The organism is Mucilaginibacter litoreus (assembly GCF_042676805.1).
GTDB classification, from domain to species: Bacteria; Bacteroidota; Bacteroidia; order Sphingobacteriales; family Sphingobacteriaceae; genus Mucilaginibacter; species Mucilaginibacter litoreus.
In genome coordinates this window covers 657,437-678,282 of the sequence record NZ_JBHTHZ010000001.1, presented here as the reverse complement: position 1 = coordinate 678,282, position 20,846 = coordinate 657,437, and the positions used below count along the sequence as shown (strand labels likewise).

19 protein-coding genes are annotated in these 20,846 nt (G+C 42.5%); 17 read left to right on the top strand and 2 right to left on the bottom strand.

All coding sequences use genetic code 11. From position 1 onward, the window contains the following. Window positions 1-160: 160 nt before the first annotated feature. Genes ACFQZX_RS03175 through ACFQZX_RS03165 form a run of 3 tightly spaced genes read left to right on the top strand, consistent with a single transcriptional unit; the run spans window position 161 to window position 969 of the window. Window positions 161-367 carry a cysteine-rich CWC family protein gene (locus ACFQZX_RS03175; RefSeq protein ID WP_377111232.1) on the top strand — a complete coding sequence of 69 codons (207 nt, stop codon included), beginning with the start codon at window positions 161-163 and terminating at the stop codon, window positions 365-367. A gap of 58 nt (window positions 368-425) precedes the next feature. Continuing rightward, window positions 426-638, top strand: coding sequence for a hypothetical protein (locus ACFQZX_RS03170; protein WP_377111230.1), 213 nt, complete (start codon window positions 426-428; stop codon window positions 636-638). Continuing rightward, on the top strand, window positions 628-969 hold the full coding sequence (locus tag ACFQZX_RS03165) for a type II toxin-antitoxin system RelE/ParE family toxin (protein WP_377111228.1): 342 nt from the start codon (window positions 628-630) through the stop codon (window positions 967-969). The genes ACFQZX_RS03170 and ACFQZX_RS03165 overlap by 11 nt, the downstream gene beginning before the upstream one ends. An 82-nt stretch (window positions 970-1,051) precedes the next feature. Here ACFQZX_RS03165 and ACFQZX_RS03160 read toward each other — a convergent pair whose 3' ends face one another. Then, entirely contained in the window at window positions 1,052-1,495 is a 444-nt protein-coding gene (locus ACFQZX_RS03160) for a hypothetical protein (protein ID WP_377111227.1), read from the bottom strand. A gap of 150 nt (window positions 1,496-1,645) precedes the next feature. On the opposite strand from ACFQZX_RS03160, the gene fabG reads away from it, so the two are divergent. The 12 genes from fabG to ACFQZX_RS03100 all read left to right on the top strand — a co-directional run bounded on the left by fabG (window position 1,646) and on the right by ACFQZX_RS03100 (window position 14,624). Further along, the gene (gene fabG / locus ACFQZX_RS03155; RefSeq protein WP_377111226.1) at window positions 1,646-2,389 is read left to right on the top strand and encodes a 3-oxoacyl-[acyl-carrier-protein] reductase; all 744 of its coding nucleotides are present in this window, start codon (window positions 1,646-1,648) and stop codon (window positions 2,387-2,389) included. Window positions 2,390-2,726: 337 nt separating this feature from the next. Further along, window positions 2,727-3,068, top strand: a complete 342-nt coding sequence (locus ACFQZX_RS03150; protein ID WP_377111224.1) for a hypothetical protein — start codon at window positions 2,727-2,729, stop codon at window positions 3,066-3,068. 806 nt (window positions 3,069-3,874) lie between these two features. Next, a complete protein-coding gene (locus ACFQZX_RS03145) occupies window positions 3,875-4,132 on the top strand; it encodes a DUF3253 domain-containing protein (protein ID WP_377111222.1) in 258 nt (85 codons plus the stop codon). Between the two features lie 68 nt (window positions 4,133-4,200). Next, window positions 4,201-6,273 carry a hypothetical protein gene (locus tag ACFQZX_RS03140; RefSeq protein ID WP_377111221.1) on the top strand — a complete coding sequence of 691 codons (2,073 nt, stop codon included), beginning with the start codon at window positions 4,201-4,203 and terminating at the stop codon, window positions 6,271-6,273. Between the two features lie 71 nt (window positions 6,274-6,344). Further along, window positions 6,345-7,190: an endonuclease/exonuclease/phosphatase family protein gene (locus ACFQZX_RS03135; protein ID WP_377111219.1), complete on the top strand. Its 846-nt coding sequence runs from the start codon at window positions 6,345-6,347 to the stop codon at window positions 7,188-7,190. A 117-nt stretch (window positions 7,191-7,307) separates the two neighbouring features. Further along, the gene (ligA, locus tag ACFQZX_RS03130) at window positions 7,308-9,323 is read left to right on the top strand and encodes an NAD-dependent DNA ligase LigA (RefSeq protein WP_377111217.1); all 2,016 of its coding nucleotides are present in this window, start codon (window positions 7,308-7,310) and stop codon (window positions 9,321-9,323) included. A gap of 12 nt (window positions 9,324-9,335) precedes the next feature. After that, a complete protein-coding gene (locus ACFQZX_RS03125; protein WP_377111215.1) occupies window positions 9,336-10,310 on the top strand; it encodes a Gfo/Idh/MocA family protein in 975 nt (324 codons plus the stop codon). Between the two features lie 33 nt (window positions 10,311-10,343). After that, window positions 10,344-10,853: a hypothetical protein gene (locus ACFQZX_RS03120; protein WP_377111213.1), complete on the top strand. Its 510-nt coding sequence runs from the start codon at window positions 10,344-10,346 to the stop codon at window positions 10,851-10,853. A gap of 4 nt (window positions 10,854-10,857) precedes the next feature. Continuing rightward, the gene (locus tag ACFQZX_RS03115) at window positions 10,858-11,124 is read left to right on the top strand and encodes a hypothetical protein (protein WP_377111211.1); all 267 of its coding nucleotides are present in this window, start codon (window positions 10,858-10,860) and stop codon (window positions 11,122-11,124) included. A 164-nt stretch (window positions 11,125-11,288) separates the two neighbouring features. Beyond that, entirely contained in the window at window positions 11,289-12,809 is a 1,521-nt protein-coding gene (locus ACFQZX_RS03110) for an amino acid permease (RefSeq protein ID WP_377111210.1), read from the top strand. 72 nt (window positions 12,810-12,881) lie between these two features. Then, the gene (locus tag ACFQZX_RS03105) at window positions 12,882-14,051 is read left to right on the top strand and encodes an MFS transporter (protein ID WP_377111208.1); all 1,170 of its coding nucleotides are present in this window, start codon (window positions 12,882-12,884) and stop codon (window positions 14,049-14,051) included. 3 nt (window positions 14,052-14,054) lie between these two features. Then, window positions 14,055-14,624, top strand: coding sequence for a MarC family protein (locus ACFQZX_RS03100; RefSeq protein WP_377111206.1), 570 nt, complete (start codon window positions 14,055-14,057; stop codon window positions 14,622-14,624). A gap of 88 nt (window positions 14,625-14,712) precedes the next feature. Here the strand turns inward: ACFQZX_RS03100 and ACFQZX_RS03095 are convergent, their stop codons facing one another. Beyond that, complete coding sequence (locus ACFQZX_RS03095) at window positions 14,713-17,118, bottom strand: ABC transporter permease (RefSeq protein WP_377111205.1); 2,406 nt, start codon at window positions 17,116-17,118, stop codon at window positions 14,713-14,715. A 146-nt stretch (window positions 17,119-17,264) separates the two neighbouring features. On the opposite strand from ACFQZX_RS03095, the gene mgrA reads away from it, so the two are divergent. Then, window positions 17,265-18,254, top strand: a complete 990-nt coding sequence (gene mgrA / locus ACFQZX_RS03090; RefSeq protein WP_377111203.1) for an L-glyceraldehyde 3-phosphate reductase — start codon at window positions 17,265-17,267, stop codon at window positions 18,252-18,254. Between the two features lie 125 nt (window positions 18,255-18,379). Further along, window positions 18,380-20,839, top strand: a complete 2,460-nt coding sequence (locus tag ACFQZX_RS03085) for a DUF5686 and carboxypeptidase regulatory-like domain-containing protein (RefSeq protein ID WP_377111201.1) — start codon at window positions 18,380-18,382, stop codon at window positions 20,837-20,839. Window positions 20,840-20,846: the final 7 nt, after the last annotated feature.

Genomic DNA, 20,846 nt, shown 5'->3' with positions numbered 1-20,846 from the left:
TACCGTTATACATATATGACTTGCCGGTTTTAAAGTAGTCGGAAAGTCAGGAAAGTCCGTAAAAGTCCGAAAGTTGAAGATGTTTTCTCATCTTTGCTTTCGGATTTTTTATTGCTAATCTTCCGGACTTACGGTCTTCCCAACTTTCGGACTTCAAAAAATGATCACCTCCGCCAAACACGAGATACTTCATTGCGAACGCTGTAGCGCACCGTTTGAGTGCAAGGCCAATGCATATACCAAATGCCAGTGCAGCACCGTGCAGCTAAGTATCAACGAAGTGCAATACGTTAGCGAATTGTACGACGGATGCTTGTGTGCCAATTGTTTATTGGAGTTGCAGAAAGAGTATCAGGAAGGACTATAAAAATTAATATAGATATTTAAGTTATAGCTCTATTGATTATATTTGAGTTATGACAACAATGATGATAAAAGTTCCGGGAAAAGCAAAAAGTAAATTATCAGCGTTTGTTGAAGAACTTGGTGGTGAAGTTTTATCAGTTTCTACTGATAAGGGTATTCTTAAAAAAGAAAAAGTACTTTCCGAAATTAAAGCTGGTTTAAAAGAAGTTAAAGAAATTCAAAAAGGAAAGTCTGCTTCCTATAAAATGTCTGATTTATTAAATGGAAAATAAGGTCCATTTAACGCCTTTCTTTCTTAGAAAAGCAAAGCGGTTGTTAAAAAAATACTCCACCTTACAGCAAAGCTTGTTGCAACTCGAAGAATCGCTTCTTATAAATCCTCGCAGTGGTGATAGTTATGGTGGTAATGTATATAAAGTTCGCCTTGCTGATTCATCTAAAGGCAAAGGTAAAAGTGGTGGTTTTAGAGTAATAACTTATGTGATTCAAGAAACCTCAGAGGGTACTGATATTTATCTTATTACAATTTTTGATAAATCAGAGGAAGCTTCTATAAGCAAATATGACATCAGAGAAATACTAAGCTCTTTAGATTTAGGGTGAGAATGGTCATCATTTTCAACATTATGTTTTTTTGCTGATTATTTATAAACTGCAAAAAAACGGGTATATAAATAACTGTTTTTTACGACGGATTTCCAACAAACTCCATATCCTTATCTGTAAGTTGCTGTTTGGGTGATGCCGTTTTAGCTGTTGCAGGCTTTGCTTCAATTGTGGTTGCTGATTGATCTGCATTTTCTTTTACATACACCTCGCCCTTATACGGCTCAATTACCGAGTAAAAGTTGTATCCGGCTACATGTACCAGGTAATAGGTCATGATGTCGCACCAGCATATCTCGTCGTCAAACATAGGCACCTTAGGGAATTTGCCTTCCTGGCGGCTTTCCTCCTTGTTGTAATTGTATTCACCTTCGTGTTTGGCTATCCAGGCTTTAAACAGGTCCATCTCGTCAGGGTCGGAGAATACGATTTTAAAATGTGTTTCCTCTTTTACCTCTTTCAGGTCGTCGTTCATGTAATGATGGTACTTATGGCGATGGCGGATGATCTTGGCTACTGTCATTATTTAGCTTGCTTATATATTGCTAACAAAAAGCGTTGCCCGCCGTTTTAAATATATTGCAATAGTTAGGTACTGAACTTTGGACTTCCGGGTTTCAGACTTTCCCACATAATCCTTACCTTCACGCACTCGAAAACTCATACTTAAATTATGAAATTATTAGAAGGAAAAACAGCGCTGGTAACAGGCGCTTCAAAAGGAATAGGCCGCAAAATTGCCGAAAAATTTGCTGAACATGGTGCAAACGTAGCGTTCACTTACTTGTCGTCGGTAGAGAAAGGCCAGGCGCTTGAGCAAGAGTTACAAAGTTTCGGCACCAAAGTAAAAGGTTACCGCAGCGACGCATCAAAATTTGATGAAGCTGATAAATTGATAAATAATATTGTAGCCGATTTTGGCACTGTTGATATTGTAGTGAATAACGCAGGTATCACCAAAGACGGGCTGTTAATGCGCATGACCGAGGAGCAATGGGACGAAGTGCTTGACGTTAACCTTAAATCGATATTCAACGTTACCAAAGCCGCCTCAAAAATTATGATGAAGAACCGTAAGGGGGTGTTCATTAACATGAGCTCGGTAGTAGGGGTACAAGGCAATGCCGGTCAGTCAAACTATGCCGCTTCCAAAGCAGGGATTATAGGTTTCTCTAAATCGGTAGCCAAAGAATTGGGTTCACGTAACATTCGTACCAACGTGGTAGCGCCGGGCTTTATCCGCACGGAAATGACCGATGTGTTAGACCCTAAAGTGGTTGAGGGTTGGGCAGCAGCTATCCCGCTTAAACGTGCAGGTGAAGTAGAAGATGTAGCAAACGCCTGTGTGTTCCTGGCATCAGACATGGCAGCATACATTACCGGCCAGGTAATCCCTGTTGATGGCGGTATGTTATAGTGGTTAAGCCGAAAGTATAAAGTTAAAAAGTCAAAAGTTGTGAAAGCGGCTTTTGACTTTTTTGTTTTAAAATGAGCATGACAAACCTAACGCCACTGTCTTAAATTGCGGCATTGGCAGATTGCGGGTAGTACAGGCACTGCCAAAGCATTGCCTTTCAAAGCAAGCTGGCGCAGCCGCAGAGTTTTCTTTGATCCGTTTCTTTTTTGCGGAAAAAAAGGAATGTACATCCACAGACGATTCATAAAGCACATCCGTTCTAAGCGAAGAATTTTTAAGCGTTTGTGCTTTAATTAACGTTCGCCCGCTCATTGCCGCGGAGGCTACTTCTTTTCTCTTGAAAGAAAAGAAGCAAAAGTTCAAGACGAAAAAATCCTACCCCCGCACAGCCTCACCCATCGGCCCCGGTTTTTCGTCGGCCCAACGCTCTTCGATTGATTTGAATTTTACCACCAAGTCAAAGAAACCTAACGAAGAACTGAAGAGATTGCTTCGGTCCTCGAAAAGACGTGGTGAAGAAGTTTTGGGCCTGACAAAACTAACGATACCTTTCAAATTGCGGCATTGGCAGATTGCGGGTAGTACAGGCATTGCCAAAGCATTGCCTTTCATAGCAAGCTGGCGCGGCCGCAGAGTTTTTTCTTTGGTTCGTTTCTTTTTAGCGGAAAAAAAGAAATGAACATCCACTGACGATTCATAAAGCACACCCGTTCCTAACTAAGAGTTTTTAAGCGTTTGTGCTTTAATTAACGTTCGTCCGCTCATTGCCGCGGAGGCTACTTCTTTTGTCTTGATACAAAAGGAAGCAAAAAATCAAGACGAAAAAATCCTACCTCCGCACAACCTCGACCATCGGCCCCGGTTTTTCGTCGACCCATCGCTCTTCGATTGAATTGAGTTTTACCACCAAGTCAAAGAATCCTAACGAAGAACTGAAGAGATTGCTTCGTTCCTCGCAAAGACGTGGTAGAGGCAAAACTAACAATACCTTCCAAATTGCGGCATTGGCAGATTGCGGGTAGTACAGGCACTGCCAAAGCATTAACTTTTAAAAGCAAGCTGGCGCGGCCGCAGAGTTTTCTTTGATCCGTTTCTTTTTAGCGGAAAAAAAGAAATGAACATCCACTGACGATTCATAAAGCACACCCATTCCTAACGTAGAACTGAAGAGATTGCTTCGTTCTTCGCAAAGACGTGGAGACAAAACTAACGATACCTTCCAAATTGCGGCATTGGCAGATTGCGGGTAGTACAGGCACTGCCAAAGCATTAACTTTTAAAAGCAAGCTGGCGCGGCCGCAGAGTTTTTTCTTTGGTTCGTTTCTTTTTAGCGGAAAAAAAGAAATGAACATCCACTGACGATTCATAAAGCACACCCGTTCCTAACTAAGAACTGAAGAGATTGCCTCGTAACTCCCAAAACGCGGTATTCATAAACGTATATGCTCAATATTAAAGCTATTTCCCCTTTTCTTTGTTAGCTACATGCCCAATTCATCAATTTCTGATACCGTCCTTACCATGGCTGCCGAGCGCGCACCGGATAAGACCGTTTGCCCGAGCGAAATCGCGCGAGCATTGTTCCCGGCAGACTGGCGTAAACATATGGATGAGGTACGTGCGGCAGCCATAACATTGCAAGAAAAAGGAAAAATCATTATTACTCAAAAAGGCGAACCGGTAGACGTGAACCACATTAAAGGACCTATCCGTATAAAGTTTTGTTCTGTTACCTCACAATAATTTTGCATTTTGCGGGTATGGGTTTTATGTGCCTGTCTAACAATTCATCACAAGCAATTCATTAACAGATGTCAATTACCTGGGGATCGGTTTCCGGCTGGTGGGCACTATTATGCCCTGTTGTTGGTTTGCTATACGCATGGTTGATGTACAGGCAACCGGTGCAGCTAAACAAAACGCTGCACTATATCTTGTTTGCTGTTAGGGCAGTTGTTGTTACTATTCTTGCGTTGCTGCTGGTATCCCCTTTGATAAAATCAACCAGTTATCAAGCACAAAAGCCGCTGGTGTTGGTGGCGCAGGATAATTCAGAGTCGATCAAATTATTTAAAGATTCAGTATCTGCAAATAGCTGGACAAATGCCTTAACTTCACTACAAAAACAGCTTGGTGATAAATATGAGGTACAGGAATCCCATTTTGACAAAACCCTGCACAACAACCTGGATTTTTCTTTTAGCGGTAAGCAAACGGACATTTCAAACGCACTACATCAACTGAATGACAGGTATATTAATAGAAACATAGGCGCCGTTATATTAGCTACAGATGGCCTTTACAATGTAGGCGCCGATCCATCTTACGAAGCCAAGAATTTCAAAAGCGCAATTTATACAATAGCTCTTGGTGATACTGTTCCCCGGCGAGATCTGCTTATCAGCAACGTAAACTACAACAAAACCGCATTTTTAGGAAACGATTTTATAATTGAAGTTTTGGCCGAGGCTTATCAAAGTAATGGCGAAACAATGCGGTTGACGGTTGCAGAAGACGGTCGCCAGGTTTATTCTCAAAATATTACGGTTAACTCATCCGCATACAAAGAGGTTATTCCCATAAAGCTTAATGCCGATAAGAAGGGCGTACGCAGATTCACCATCAATGTAGCGCCGGTGAAAAACGAATTGTCGGTGCAAAACAATACTGAAACCATTTATGTGGAGGTGCTGGATGCCCGCCAAAAAGTGTTGTTATTGTACGATGCCCCACATCCCGATGTAAGTGTTATTAAGCAAGCAATTGAAAGCAATAAAAACTATGAGGTAAAAACCAGCCTTACTGCAGATGCCGGAACTTTGAAAGTTAACGATTATAGTGCGATTATTTTGTACCAGCTTTCGGCTGATGGGTATAACAAGGTAAATCCAATTCTGCAAAGCTCGACACCTGTATGGTTCATAGCAGGTACGCAAACAGATCTGCAGGCATTTAATAACGCTCAGAAATTGGTCAGGGTATCTGCCGGGCGCACCGAAAGTCAGGAAGTTTTTGCAGAACCTGTACCTGGATTTTCAGCTTTTACTTTAAGCGATTCTACCAAAAACAAACTGGCCAAAATGCCCCCATTGATGGCTGCGTTTGGAAATTATGAGATCAACGGCGATGCATTAGTGCTGCTGAAGCAGAAAATAGGTAATGTAAGCACTGCTTATCCGTTATTGGCTTTTAGCGGCAACACCGGCAAAAAGGCGGCCGTGCTTACTGCCGAAGGCTTATGGCGTTGGCAACTGGCTGAATACCGCGAGTATTGCAATCATCACGCTACTGAAGAATTGCTGACTCAAGCTATACAGTACCTTACAGCTAATGCTAATCGCCAGCGTTTCAGGGTTTATGCATCAAAGAATGTATTTGACGAAGGTGAGGACATCTTGCTTAACGCTGAGCTTTATAATGATGCCCTTGAGCTGATAAATACACCCGATGTAAGCATTGAGTTAAAAAACACCGACAGCAAAAAGTATAGCTTTGTTTTCAGCCGCAACGGCAACAGTTACCAGCTAAATGCAGGCCCATTGCCGGTAGACGAATACACTTACACCGCATCAACCACATTAGGCAAACAGCGTTTTACAGCTAACGGAAGGCTAACTGTTACCCAACTCAACCTGGAGGCTAAACAAAGTGCTGCCAATCATCAGTTGTTACGTAGCATAGCACAAGGCTCGGGCGGAAAAATGCTCTACCCTTCACAGGCCGGCCACCTTGCTCAGCTTATCAGGCAAAATGAGAATGTTAAAACTATTGAGTACGAGGATAAGCACTACAGTGATCTGATCGACCTGAAATGGGTGTTTTTTGCTTTATTGCTGCTCTTAAGTACCGAGTGGTTTTTGCGTAAAAGGGAAGGCGAAGTGTAACAATTATGACAAGCATCTATATTCCAAATTTAATAATGCTTTAATTTGTTGCAATATATTTTACCTGCACTATGAAAATCCGACTACTTATTTTGACGCTGTTCGTATGTACAGCTACCATTACAGATGCCCAGCAGCGCCAGTTAAACATCGGCACATATAATCTGCGTAATGCCAATAAGGGCGATTCTACCGCTGGCAATGGATGGGGGCAGCGTTTTCCATGGGCAGCCAAACTTATCCGTTTTCAGGACTTTGATGTTTTTGGCACACAGGAACTAAAATATCATCAGATAACCGATCTGACTGATAGCTTGCCTGGTTACAAATGGGTTGGCATTGGCCGCGATGATGGTAAAAAAGCGGGAGAGTTTTCTGCCATATTTTACAAAGCCGACCGGTTTAAGCTGGTTAGAACCGGCGACTTCTGGATGTCTACGGTTACTGATAAACCAAACAAAGGGTGGGATGCAGTATTGCCGCGTATTTGTACCTGGGCGCAGTTTAAAGAAATTAAAACCGGTTTTACCTTTTACTTTTTCAACCTGCACATGGACCACATTGGTGTAATTGCCCGTAGGGAAAGTGCTAAACTGGTGTTGCAAAAAATCAAAGAAATGGCAGGAAATACGCCAACCATTTTAACCGGTGATTTTAATGTTGATCAAACTTCTGATAGCTACGCGGTCATCAATAATTCTGGCGTACTGAAAGATACTTATGTACTATCGCCAATCAAGCTGGATCCAAGCAACAGCTTTAACGATTTTAACGCAAATACCGATGGTGATAAACGTATCGACCATATATTCGTAACCAAGGATTTTAAGGTAACACGTTACGGCATTCTTACCAATACTTATCATGGCCGGGTACCCTCAGACCACTATCCGGTAGAAGCAGTATTAAGTTATTAGTAAATAGACAATAGTTAATAGATCATAGGCAATAGTTCATGGTTCATAGAGAAGTTCTTACTATGAAACCATGAACTATCAACTATAATTTTGGTCTAAAAAATCTATCTTCGCTTCATGTCGCCTACCGAAGCAAAAGAAAAGATACAGGCATTAACGGCCGAACTTAAACAGCACAATTACAACTATTATGTGCTGGCCATGCCTACTATTTCCGACTATGATTTTGACAAAAAGCTTGAGGAACTTAACAAGCTTGAAAAGCGATTTCCTGAGTTTGCAGATGCTGATTCGCCTACCCAGCGCGTTGGTGGCGAGGTAACCAAAGAGTTTGTTACCGTAAAGCATCGCTGGCCGATGCTGTCCCTTGGTAATACTTATAACGAGCAGGAACTGATAGATTTTGATCAGCGGATCCGTAAAGCTATTGGCGATAACTTCGAGTATGTTTGCGAACTGAAATTTGACGGCCTTTCTATGAGCCTTACCTATGAGAATGGTAAGCTGGCCCGTGCAGTTACCCGTGGCGATGGCACACAGGGTGATGAAGTGACTACCAACGTTCGTACCATACACACCATACCTAAAAAGCTGGCGCCGGGTAACTACCCTGATCTGTTTGAGATACGCGGTGAAGTTTTTATGCACCTTAAAGCCTTTGAGCGCCTCAACAAAGAGCGTATTGATAACGGTGAGGTGCCTTATGCCAACCCACGCAATTTTGCTTCGGGTACTATAAAACTGCAGGACTCGGCAGAGGTGGCACGCCGCCCCCTGGATTGCTTTTTGTATGGCTTATATACAGAAAAACAGCTCTTTAAAACACACTGGGAAAGTTTGCAGGCGGTAAAGCAATGGGGCTTTAACGTAGATAACCATAGCCGGCTTTGCAGCGATATCAATGGCGTACTGGAGTTTATAAATCATTGGGATACCGCGCGGCATGATTTGAGCTATGATATCGATGGCATCGTAATAAAAGTAAATAACTACTCACAGCAGCAGGAACTTGGCTTTACATCAAAGTCGCCGCGCTGGGCCATATCTTATAAATTTAAAGCTGAGCGGGTAGAAACGGAGCTATTAGCAGTTACTTACCAGGTAGGCCGCACAGGGGCTGTTACCCCGGTTGCCAATTTAAAACCAGTATTGCTTGCCGGTACAACGGTTAAGCGGGCGACCCTGCATAACGCCGATGAGATAACCGAACGCCTTAAACTGCACGAACATGACACGGTTTACGTAGAAAAAGGGGGGGAGATTATCCCTAAGATCATCAGCGTTAACCTGGATAAACGCAAACCCGGCGCCAAACCTATAAAATATGTAACGCATTGCCCAGCCTGTGATACACCTTTACTGCGTACAGAGGGCGAGGCGGCATGGTACTGCCCAAATGATGATGGCTGCCCCCCGCAGATAGTAGGTAAGATACAGCATTACATTGGTCGAAAGGCTATGGATATTGATGGGCTTGGCGACGAAACTATTGTAACCCTTTACAACCAGAAATTTATACGCCACATCAGCGACCTTTACGATCTGCATCTACACGCCGATCAGTTGAAGCAATTAGGCCGCTTTGGGGAGAAGTCCATTAATAACATGCTGGATGGCATCGAAAAATCCAAACAGCAACCGTTCGAAAAGGTGCTGTTCGGTTTAGGTATCAGGTATGTAGGCGAAACAGTGGCCAGGAAACTTGTAGCACATTTTAAGAATATCGACAAGCTGATGGCTGCATCAGTTGAAGAACTTACTGCAGCCGAGGAAATAGGTGCACGCATAGCAGAAAGCATAATCGAGTATTTTGATAGTCCTATACATCAGCAGGAAATTGAGAAGCTACGCGCACAAGGTTTGCAGTTTGTTGCCGAGGAGAAAGAGATAGTGCTGGCAAGCGATAAATTCGCCGGTCAGAACTTTATCATATCCGGTACTTTCGAAAAGTTTTCACGCGATGAACTGAAGAATATCATCGAGCAAAATGGCGGTAAAATATTAAGCAGTATATCGGCAAAGCTTAACTACCTGGTAGCCGGCGAAAACATGGGCCCATCAAAGCTGGAAAAAGCCAATAAGCTGAACATTCCCATCATCAGCGATGATGAATTGATGACAATGCTCAACTAATAACATAACAACATGATGGCTATAAAATGGGGGATAATAGGTTGCGGCAATGTAACCGAAAAGAAAAGCGGCCAGGCCTATAATAAGGTTGGGGATAGTAAATTAGTTGCCGTTATGCGCCGCGATGCCGTAAAGGCGGCCGACTATGCTCAACGGCACAACGTTGATCGCTGGTACGACGATGCCGGACAACTGCTTGATGACCCTGAAGTTAATGCGGTGTCTATCGCTACACCGCCAAGCTCGCACTTGGAGTATGCTTTACGTGCTATTGAAAAAAGACTTGCCGTTTATGTTGAAAAGCCGGTAACACTTAATGCTGCCGAAGCCCGGCGAATGGCAGATGCGGTGCATAAAGCAGGTGCAAAGCTAACAGTGGCGCATTACAGGCGTGCGTTACCTATGTTTTTGCATGTAAAGCAGCTGATAGACGATCATGTAATTGGAGATATACGTACGGTACAAATACGTATGTGGAAACATCCGCATATCGGCGAAAGCAATGATACGGCTGATAACTGGCGCCTGCAACCTAATGTATCAGGCGGTGGTTACTTTCATGATCTGGCGCCGCACCAGTTAGACCTGATGTTGTATTATTTTGGCGAACCTGCAGTATATAGCGGTTATAGCCTTAATCAAAGTGGTAAAACTCCTGCTGATGACCATGTATGCGGGCAGATAGTTTTTAAAAACAAAGTGGTTGTAAACGGTTCCTGGTGTTTTAACGTTGCCGGAAGCGAAGCGGTGGATACCTGCGAGATAGTGGGAACAAAAGGAAAGATCACTTTTCCGTTTTTTGGGAACTTTGTAACCTGCAAAACAGAGGCTGGTGTGCAGACTGAAACGTTTACTCATCCCGAGCATATTCAACAGCCCATGATAGCTAAGATAGTATCTTATTTCAAGGGAGAAGGACCTAATCCCTGCACTATTGATGAAGCAGTAACGCTCATGAAAATTATGGATGCGTTTACACACTCTTAAAAAAATACAATTATCTTAGTACCAGTGCATAAGATGAAAAAAGTAAACGGGACCCTTTTTTTATTGCTGCTGTGTTTTTCTATAAGCGCATTGGCACAAACGTACGATGTTCCCAGGTATCACTTCACCAGTAAAACCAACTTTAGCGAATTTGAGCCGGAGGTTATTAAGGCTACGGACTGGTTACAGCGCACCCATTGGTCAGCCAAGGATAAGAAGCTGGATGCAGCCTCGCAATTTGTGTTGGATTGGGCCCAGGGCACACCTAATGTAACTATCCAATTGAGGCAGTCTATTATGGACCTGTCCGACGCTAACCCGCAATTAGGTTTCATTTACATTGCGCATTACTGCAAATACGCTATACTTCATCAATATGAATTTGATAAGGACGAGGCCAGCGTTTATGCTTTAAAAGCGGTTATTGCCAAGTACCAAATGGAGCCGGGCCATAAATATGATAAAGATGTAGAGCGGCTTATTGAAATGGATAAGGATATCGGGCTGCTGAACTGGGTAAAAGATAGCTTTTCATTTGAATAGGATAATGAAGAAGGTTATACTTTATCTTTTGGCTGTATATGATATCTATCTGTATCTGCCTGATATTTTTGATTGGCTTAAGGTTGATATAGAGCCTCCAACGTCTGACTATCTGCTATATTTTGATGCTGCAATGCTTTTGGTTGGTGGGATATTTATTGGGTGGCTATTAACTAAACAAACCGGTACCTTTAACAAGATGTTTGGCATAGTGCTTATAATCTTAAATATAATTTTAACCCCGCTGTTTATTTGGAAAGCCTTACCCTAAGGTAATATTCTCTTAATTGCAGCAACACTAACAGGCTTGTTGTACTTCCTTTTAATTCGGTGAAAACCGCTCACAGTGTTGTTACATTCTGTGCTTTAACTTTTCAATAATTTTAAGTACGTTTGGGGGAAACTGTAACTGATCTTATTATTTTAATTTAAACAATGAAGGTATTTGTAAAAAAATCTATTGAACAATTAACCGCCTCAACGGATGGGGAAGGCAGCCTCAAGCGAACGCTTGGCGCCGGCAGCCTTATTGCGTTGGGTATAGGTGCTATTATCGGTGCCGGTTTATTTGTAAGGACTGCAGCAGCAGCCGGTGAACATGCCGGCCCGGCGGTAACCTTATCATTTATAGTAGCTGCAATTGGCTGCGCTTTTGCTGGCTTATGTTACGCTGAATTTGCTTCTATCATCCCTATTGCCGGTAGTGCATACACTTATGCCTATGCTACCATGGGCGAAATTGTTGCCTGGGTTATAGGCTGGGCTTTGATACTTGAGTACGCGCTTGGAGCCGCGACGGTTTCCATTAGCTGGAGCGAATATGCCAATAAGCTCCTCGGAGGAGGGATCCCCTATGAATGGTGCCACTCTCCGATGGAATCTGTAATAGTAAACGGGCAAAGCGTACATGGTATTGCAAACCTCCCTGCTTTGTTAATACTTGTAGTGTTATCATTACTGTTAATAAAAGGTACCCAAGAATCGGCTACTGTAAACGGTATCATCGTTTTTATTAAAGTTGCTATCGTACTGGTATTTATTGCCATTGGCTGGCAGTTTATTAATCCTGCTAACCACACCCCATATATCATTCCGGCAAACGCGCCTGATATTAAGCTGGCGGACGGAAAAACGTACTCTTACCTGCCGTTCTTTAATCACGGCTGGGGCGGTATCATCAGTGGTGCGGGTGTAGTGTTCTTTGCGTTTATTGGTTTCGATGCGGTATCAACAGCTGCGCAAGAAGCTAAAAACCCAAAACGCGATATGCCTATTGGTATCCTTGGGTCATTAGTAGTTTGTACCATCCTTTACATCCTTTTCTCATGGGTGTTAACAGGTGTTGCTCCCTATACCGATTTCATGAAGTCGGGTAAAGAAGCTTCCGTAGCATTTGCTATCAGCAATTATATGCATGGTTACGGTTGGTTGTCTACCATGGTTACTGTAGCCATATTAGCGGGCTTTTCTTCAGTTATCCTGGTGATGCTGATGGGGCAGTCGCGTGTATTTTATACCATGTCAACCGATGGTTTATTACCTAAAATCTTCTCTGATCTTCATCCAAAGTTCAAAACACCTTATAAAAGCAACATGATATTATTTGTTTTTGTAGGTGCGTTTGCGGCATTTGTTCCTGGAAGCGTTGCGGGAGATTTAACCTCAATAGGCACTTTGTTTGCATTTATTCTGGTATGTGTTGGCGTAATTCTTTTACGCAGAACCGATCCTAACCTGCCAAGGCCTTTCAAAACTCCACTTGTGCCGTTGGTACCTATATTGGGTATAATAGTTTGCGCAGGCATGATTGTTGGCTTACCACATGAAACGCAGCTAAGTGCTTTAGGATGGATGGTAATAGGTTTGGTAATTTACTTCGGTTATAGCAAAAAGAACAGTAAGCTGGGTTCGGCCGGAGATATTCTGCCAACCGCTTCTGATTTCGAAAAACAGTAATTTATCTATTACAATATTTAAAAGGTTCTGCAAATGCAGAACCTTTTTTGCTTTTAAGCCTTTTGTAATTGGATGAAAGTTAATCGTATAATCTGGGTACTTGTATTAATTGCTGTTATAAATTCTATGGGCTTTGGTATCATTATACCTTTACTTTACCCATACGGCAAAAAATTTGGAGTAACCGAGCAAACCATCGGGTTGCTTACCGCAGCCTTTTCTATCGCTCAATTTTTTGCCACACCGGTATTAGGCGCTTTATCTGATAAGTGGGGGCGCAAGCCGTTGCTTATATTCAGTTTGATAGGTACAGCCATATCATTTGTGCTTTTTGGCTTGGCAAACAGTATAATCATGCTTTTTGCCGCCCGGATACTTGATGGGCTTACCGGCGGTAACATATCGGTAGCGCAGGCCATGATATCAGATATTTCGTCGCCAAAGGAACGGGCAAAAAATTTCGGCATATTGGGTTCTGCCTTTGGATTTGGCTTTGTTATAGGCCCTGCAATTGGCGGCTTGTTGAGCGAGTTCGGCATTAAGGTACCGTTCTTTTTTGCAGCCGGGATTGCTGTTATAGGCGTGCTGTTGTCATTATTGCTCTTAAAGGAAACCAATAAAAATAAAAACAATAAGCCTGCAGGTAAAAGCAATTTCACGTTCGCGGCTTTGATAACTGTATTAAAGAAACCCGTTATTGGTACGGCTGTGTTCATCGGCTTTTTACTCACTATGGCCCAGTTTACTATGCTGATAGGTTTTCAAACATTTAGTGTAGACCAGCTTAAATTAAATCCAACTCAAATAGGTTTGTTTTACGGTGGTTTTGGTATTACAGGTATCCTGATGCAAATGCTGGTACCAGCTATCAAAAAAATCATTTCCAAACAATCTATAATTTTAACCATATCTACCATATGTTGTTTAGGTATGATGGCGTTAGCCGGTTTCGCCACTGCTTTTGTATTATTTGCTGTTTCGATAGGCATTTACGGTTTGTTTAACGGCCTGCGCAACCCTATGCTCAATGCTATTATAGCTGATCATAACGATGAGCATGAACGGGGGCAGGTAATGGGTGTCAACCAGGCCTATGCATCAATAGGGCAAACGTTAGGGCCGGTTACTGCGGGCTTAATAACAGCAATTTCTATACATAGTGTATTCTTTTTATCTTCCTTATATATTTTAATTGCACTTTTGTTTAGTTTTCGCTTAATTTCAAAAGAAAAGCAACCCTAAGCTATGCATCCACTTGTTTTTAAAGAGATATTGTCTGTAACGATGATCCTCTTTGCTATTATTGATATCCTTGGCGCTATACCCATCATTATCAACCTGCGCCAAAAGGTAGGCCATATCGAATCGGAAAAAGCAAGTATCGCAGTATTGGTGCTGATGGTGGTATTTTTATTTGTGGGGGATGAACTTTTGGCTATAATAGGCCTGGATATTTCATCTTTTGCCATCGCCGGTTCCATCGTAATATTTATTATCGCGCTTGAAATGGTGCTGGGCGTTACTTTTTTTAAAGAAGAAGCGCCCGAGGCAGCTTCTATTGTACCGCTTGCCTTCCCGCTGATTGCCGGCGCCGGCACCATGACCACCCTGCTTTCTTTAAAATCACAATATCAAACACAAAATATCTTGGTTGGCATAGTGCTCAACACCCTTGTGGTTTACCTGGTATTAAAAAATGTGAAGTGGCTGGAGAAGCTTTTAGGTAAAACGGGACTGCTAATACTGCGGAAAGCTTTTGGTATTATCCTTTTAGCTATCGCGATTAAACTGTTCAGAAGTAACTCGGGACTATAGAAAGGTGCACGAAATCAGGAATCAGGAAACAAGATGTAGCTATGTAAATTATATCTTGTTTTCTGAGTCCTGACATCCTGATTCTATTCTATTCCGTTCTTAAACTTTTAACCGGGTTAGCTAAAGCTGCCTTAACCGTTTGTAGCGTTATTAAAACAGAGGTAACCAAAACCAGTGCAACAAACGCTATTGCAAAGGGTACAGGCGTAAGCGGAATTTTATAGGCATAGCCATTAAGCCACTTATGCATCATCCAATAGGCAAGGGGGCAGGCAATAATTCCGGCAACTATTAGTACACCCAAAAAATCTTTCAGGAAAAGCAGGATCACATTGCTTACCGATGAGCCCAAAACTTTACGTATGCCAATTTCTTTTGTGCGTTTTTGAATGCTGAGGGATATCAAACCCAATACACCTGACAGTACAATTATAAGCGCTAAGCCAGTAGCCATATATGATGCTTTTTTTAATTGCAGCTCTGTTTTATACATTTTTGCCAAAGCATCATCCATAAAATTATACTCAAACGGTGCACCCGGCATAACCTCGGCCCATTTTTTTTGTACGGCCGCGATATTATCTTCAAGGTTACCGGATGTTAATTTGATAGAAAAATAGCGGTAATAAGGATTGCGGTTAACGTTCATGAAAGTCATAGGCATAATACGACCCGACATACCACCAAAAACAAAATCCTTAACCACGCCAGAGATGGTAAGCGGTGCCATGTTTACCGAATTGAATTGCTGTCCAACAGCGTCTTTAGCGTTGGTAAACCCAAGCGCTTTAGACTGTGTTTCGTTGATAACCACTTTGTCTGAATCGGCCTGCATATATTGCGGCTCAAAGAATTTTCCTGCTAAAAGCGGTATGCCATAGGTTTCGGCATAATAGCTATCGGTTAGCATTAATTGCGCGTTAAAGGCCTGGCTCGGCTCTTCCCTCGTTTTATACGCGCTTAGTCCGCCGCTGGCACCACCATCCGGAATCTCCCAGGAAAGGCTTACACTTTTTACCTGTGGTATTTGAGATAAGCGGTAACGTATATCTTCCATTTTTTGCACGCCGGGTTTGCTCCAATCGCGCGGTACCTGCGCGTATATCAGGTAGTCTTTATTATAACCCAGGTTTTTGCCAAAAAACAAATTGATCTGCTTAGAGATAATTATTGCAGATATCAATACCACGGATGCGGTGACAAACTGAAACGCAGTTAAACCCTTGCGAAACATAACATTGTCTTTTACCCTGTCAAGCTTGCCCTTTAATGAATCAATCGATTTTAATGATGACAATACCAATGCCGGGTAAAGCCCTGCTATTATGCCTACCAATATTGCAAACAGCAATGGGACCATGTAGAAGTACAAAGGGAAAGAAAATATGCCGCCGATATCTGTTGACAATACATTGGCAAAATACGGACGTGCAAGCGCGTAAATACCTAATGCAAAAAGCGTCGCTATAAAAACCATTAAAACAGATTCTACCAGGAATTGCCATATCAATTGCTTGCGTAACCCGCCAAGTACTTTACGGATACCCATTTCCTTCATCCGTTGCGATGACCTGCTGATGCAAATATTTACAAAATTGATAATGGCCATCAACAGAATAAATAAGGCGATGAAAGACAATGTGTAAAGCATCTTCCTGACCGCTCCGTCGCCAAAATCAAGGTGAAATGATTTGAGCGGGACAAGTACCGGTGTAAGGTTCGCCACAATTTGTTCAGATGCATTTCTTTTAATAAGACTGCGCATAGGCGCATCCAACTGTTGTGGTTTTACGCCGTCTTTCAATTCAATCAAACCGCATACTACAGTGTTATCCCACCCTTCGAGGCTTCTGCCCATATACTTTGCCGCCGAAGCAGGAAGAAAAAAGGTACTGTTACTGGCATCAATAACGTTAGTCACCGAGTTTTTAGGCAGTTTTTCAAGTACGCCGGTTATCATAAAATCGCGCTTGTCGCCGTTAAAGCTGTCTATGGTAACCGTTTGTCCTACAACATCTGTTTTGCCAAAGTATTTTATAGCGCTTTGCTGGGTTATTACAGCGGTAAAGGGTTGGTTAAGAGCGGTTTTTGAATCGCCATAAAGAAACTTGAAACCATACATGGTAGTAAAGGTGCTGTCGCCTATTTGCAGGCTTTCCCTAAAATGCTTATCACCTCTGGAGACGGTTGATGAAACACCATCCCAATGATAATAATTGGCTACCAGGTTAGGATATTCATTTTTTAAAGCTTTTGGCATGGGTGCAAGGGCAGTAAGTTCGTAGCCCATATTCGGATCTTTCCACTTGCTTTGGATGATGTATTGATTATCGGCATTACGTAGATCGTGGTTAACACTTACTTCGTGCCAAACATAGGCGGCAATAAGCAGGGTAAAAGCAATGCCTACAGACAGGCCAAAGATGTTGATAAGCGAAAATAGCTTGTGTTTAATTATATTTCTCCAGGCAATGGTAAAGTAGTTTTGCAACATGAGTTTAAGGTTTTCACGAATATAAAAGGTTCCGAAACAGGATGTTGAGGCTTTAACATATTTTAACGAAGTGTGGTTAGCTAAAAAGATTAACCATACTGCTTTTACTTTACTACATTTACCGTAAAACATTACCAATATTAATTATGACCTATTTACCATCTGCTGAAAGATATCATACAATGCGTTATCGCCGTTGCGGTAAAAGCGGTGTTAAACTGCCTGAAATTTCGCTTGGCCTGTGGCACAACTTCGGCCATGTGGACGTAATGGAAACCTTCCGCAAGATCTTGCACCTGGCTTTCGACAGCGGCATAACCCATTTTGATTTGGCCAACAATTATGGCCCGCCGCCGGGAAGCGCCGAGGAAAACTTTGGAAAGATCCTGAAAGAAGATTTTAGGGGCTACCGCGATGAAATGATTATCTCTACCAAAGCCGGCTATACAATGTGGGACGGCCCCTATGGCGACTGGGGTTCTAAAAAGTATCTGGTTGCCAGTCTGGATCAAAGCCTAAAACGCATGGGGCTTGACTATGTGGACATTTTTTACCACCACCGCCCTGACCCGGAAACGCCGCTTGAAGAAACCATGGCAGCGCTTGATCTGATAGTACGCCAGGGAAAAGCGCTGTATGCAGGGATATCAAACTACCCGGCAGAAGAAGCGGCAAAAGCTGTAGCTATTTTAAAGGAATTAGGTACACCTTGCCTTATTCATCAGCCAAAATATTCGATGTTTGTGCGCGAGCCGGAGCAAGGCTTGCTGGATGTATTGGAAGAAAACGGCGTTGGCTGTATACCGTTCTCACCTTTAGCACAAGGCCTGTTAACCAATAAATACCTGCATGGTATACCTGAAGATTCCCGTGCAGCTAAATCAACCGGTTACCTGCAAACCAGCCAGGTTACTGATGAAGTTATCGCTAAGATAAAGCAACTGAACACCTTGGCAGAACAGCGCGGGCAAACACTCGCTCAAATGGCATTGGCCTGGCTGCTAAAGGATAGCCGCGTTACATCTGTACTTATCGGCGCCAGCAAGCCTGAACAACTGGCCGACTCGCTTAAGGCATTGGAAAATGTTGATTTTTCTGCCGAAGAGTTAGAAAGGATTGAGAATATCTTAAAATAACCTATCAAATTGAGCTTATAAAGGCGTATTCTGAACAAATACGCCTTTTTTGTTTAACAAACATTAACATTAGGCATCTAATAACTTTACTGGAATACGTACATATTTGCGAAAACTAACTCTTAATGAAACAAGCCTGCCTTAGTGTCCTCTTACTTTTATGCTCATCAATATTATTTGCACAAGAATTTACGCTCAGCGGGAAAGTGACAGATGATGCCGGTAACGCGGTGCCTTTTGCTACGGTTTACATCCGTAACACTACAAAGGGTACGTCGGCAAATAGCGAGGGCGGTTACAGCCTTAATCTTAAGGCAGGGGAGTACAATGTTCAATATAAGGCGGTAGGTTACAGGCAGGAGAGCCGTAGTGTAAACCTGCAAGCCAATCAAACCATCAATGTTGTTTTAAAGGCAGAGCAGTATGAATTAAAGGAGGTGTCTGTTCGGTCGGGTGGGGAAGACCCTGCTTATGCCATTATCCGCAATGCGATCAAAAAGCGCAAAACTTATCTGAACGAGGTAAATGCATATACCTGTGAAGTATATATAAAAGGTTTGCAGAGGCTGCTTTCGGCGCCGAAAAAGTTCTTAGGATTTGATGTGCAAAAGTTTGCACGCGAGAACGGACTCGACTCAAACAGGAAAGGAATAATTTATCTCTCAGAATCGCAATCCCGGTATAGCTTTATGCGGCCGGATAAGGTACATGAGGAAATGATTTCGTCAAAGGTATCTGGCAGTAACAAGGCTTTTAGTTTTAACAGGGCCAGCGATATGCAGGTAAACTTTTATGAAAGTATACAGAACTGGGAAGGCATAAGCAACCGGCCGGTTATATCGCCTATTGCAGATAATGCCTTATCGTATTACAAGTATAAACTCATTGGCGCTACCATAGAAAATGGTGAAACCATCAACAAAATACAGGTCACCCCTCGCAACGACAATAACCCTTGTTTCAGTGGCTACATTTACATTCTGGAAGATAGCTGGCGGCTGCAAAGCTTGTCGTTGTATATCACCAAGAAAGCCAATATCAACTTTGTAGATACCTTGCGTATTGACCAGCAATTTGTGCCGGTTACGGGTAAAGTCTGGATGCCATCATCGTTAAAATTTGAGTTCACCGGCGGTTTATTTGGCTTTAAACTGGGCGGTTACTTTATATCGCTTTACAAGGACTACGAGATTGACCTAAAACTGGATAAAAAGCAATTTACCGAAGTGCTGCGCATTACCAAAGGCATCAATAAAAAAGATTCAACTTACTGGAGCCGGCAACGCCCAATCCCGTTGACCGAGGAAGAACTGGTAGATTACAAGAAAAAAGAGGCGCTGGCCACCAAACGCGAATCAAAAGCTTACCTCGACTCGCTTGACCGGGAAAACAACAAGCTTGATCTGCTTAAACTCACTATAGGCGGTTACCGTCATCGTAACCGTTACAAACACGAATATTTTAATTTAAATTCATTAATAAGCGCCGTACAGTATAATACCGTGGAGGGATTGGCGCTAAGCTACGGCGGCTCATTTACCAAACAGATAGATAGCATCAATAACAAATACCTTAATGTTTATGGTAACGTGCGCTATGGGTTCTCTAATAAACTCCTTAATGCCAACGCGGGTGTTAGCTTCCCTGTCGGTTCTTTTAGTCTGAACATTGCGGGTGGGTCAACAGTGACAGATCTGAACAACTGGGAGCCCATATCGCCTTTTCTAAACTCGGTTTACACATTGTTTAACCGGCAAAATTTTGAAAAGCTTTATCAAAAGCAGTTTGCGTCTATTGGCTTATCAAAGCGAATTTACGGTGGCTGGCAAGCCAGCGCTGGTGTGGAATGGGCTAACCGCAAATGGTTGTCGAACACTACGGATTACAGCTTTTTTCATCCCAAAGACCATGAGTTTACGTCAAACAACCCTTTAGTGCCTGACGCGGATGTGCCGTTGTTTCCAGACAATCAATCATTCAAGGTAAGCTTCCGTACCACTTATGATTTCAGTAATGCATATGAAACCTATCCAACCGGCAGGCGTTACCTTCCATCTAAATATCCAACGATAGGCATTAGCTTTACAAGAGCGCTTAAAAATATAATTGGTTCCGATGCTGATTATAATCTTATTTCGGCGGATATCTCTAAAGAGGACATACCTATGGGCTACTATGGCAAAACATCCTTTTATGTAGGTGCAGGTAAGTTCTTTGAAGCTAAAAATATCAATTACACGGATTACCGGCATTTTTCGGGTAACCAGGTACTATTTTACCAGGCTGGTATCAGCAAGTTTTTGCTGCTGGATTATTACCGTTTCAGCACCGGCGATAAATACCTGGAAGCGCATTTAGAGCATAATTTCTCCGGCCTGTTTACCAATAAAATACCGCTTATCCGCAAACTGAAACTACAGGAGATCATTGACGTAAATTACCTTACTACGCCGGCATTGAAAAATTATACCGAGCTGGGCTTTGGTTTCCAAACCAATTTGGGCTTAAGGCTTATGTATGGCACATCTTTTAATAACGATGTGGTAAAGGCTAATCATGCGATTAGGATAGGGGTAAGTTTTTGAAGTATAA

Bases quoted from the DNA above. Each gene is read 5' to 3' on its own strand.
- ACFQZX_RS03175 (WP_377111232.1), top strand. From the start codon at position 161: ATGATCACCTCCGCCAAACACGAGATACTTCATTGCGAACGCTGTAGC.
- ACFQZX_RS03170 (WP_377111230.1), top strand. From the start codon at position 426: ATGATGATAAAAGTTCCGGGAAAAGCAAAAAGTAAATTATCAGCGTTT.
- ACFQZX_RS03165 (WP_377111228.1), top strand. From the start codon at position 628: ATGGAAAATAAGGTCCATTTAACGCCTTTCTTTCTTAGAAAAGCAAAG.
- ACFQZX_RS03160 (WP_377111227.1), bottom strand. From the start codon at position 1,495: ATGACAGTAGCCAAGATCATCCGCCATCGCCATAAGTACCATCATTAC.
- fabG (WP_377111226.1), top strand. From the start codon at position 1,646: ATGAAATTATTAGAAGGAAAAACAGCGCTGGTAACAGGCGCTTCAAAA.
- ACFQZX_RS03145 (WP_377111222.1), top strand. From the start codon at position 3,875: ATGCCCAATTCATCAATTTCTGATACCGTCCTTACCATGGCTGCCGAG.
- ACFQZX_RS03140 (WP_377111221.1), top strand. From the start codon at position 4,201: ATGTCAATTACCTGGGGATCGGTTTCCGGCTGGTGGGCACTATTATGC.
- ACFQZX_RS03135 (WP_377111219.1), top strand. From the start codon at position 6,345: ATGAAAATCCGACTACTTATTTTGACGCTGTTCGTATGTACAGCTACC.
- ligA (WP_377111217.1), top strand. From the start codon at position 7,308: ATGTCGCCTACCGAAGCAAAAGAAAAGATACAGGCATTAACGGCCGAA.
- ACFQZX_RS03125 (WP_377111215.1), top strand. From the start codon at position 9,336: ATGATGGCTATAAAATGGGGGATAATAGGTTGCGGCAATGTAACCGAA.
- ACFQZX_RS03120 (WP_377111213.1), top strand. From the start codon at position 10,344: ATGAAAAAAGTAAACGGGACCCTTTTTTTATTGCTGCTGTGTTTTTCT.
- ACFQZX_RS03115 (WP_377111211.1), top strand. From the start codon at position 10,858: ATGAAGAAGGTTATACTTTATCTTTTGGCTGTATATGATATCTATCTG.
- ACFQZX_RS03110 (WP_377111210.1), top strand. From the start codon at position 11,289: ATGAAGGTATTTGTAAAAAAATCTATTGAACAATTAACCGCCTCAACG.
- ACFQZX_RS03105 (WP_377111208.1), top strand. From the start codon at position 12,882: ATGAAAGTTAATCGTATAATCTGGGTACTTGTATTAATTGCTGTTATA.
- ACFQZX_RS03100 (WP_377111206.1), top strand. From the start codon at position 14,055: ATGCATCCACTTGTTTTTAAAGAGATATTGTCTGTAACGATGATCCTC.
- ACFQZX_RS03095 (WP_377111205.1), bottom strand. From the start codon at position 17,118: ATGTTGCAAAACTACTTTACCATTGCCTGGAGAAATATAATTAAACAC.
- mgrA (WP_377111203.1), top strand. From the start codon at position 17,265: ATGACCTATTTACCATCTGCTGAAAGATATCATACAATGCGTTATCGC.
- ACFQZX_RS03085 (WP_377111201.1), top strand. From the start codon at position 18,380: ATGAAACAAGCCTGCCTTAGTGTCCTCTTACTTTTATGCTCATCAATA.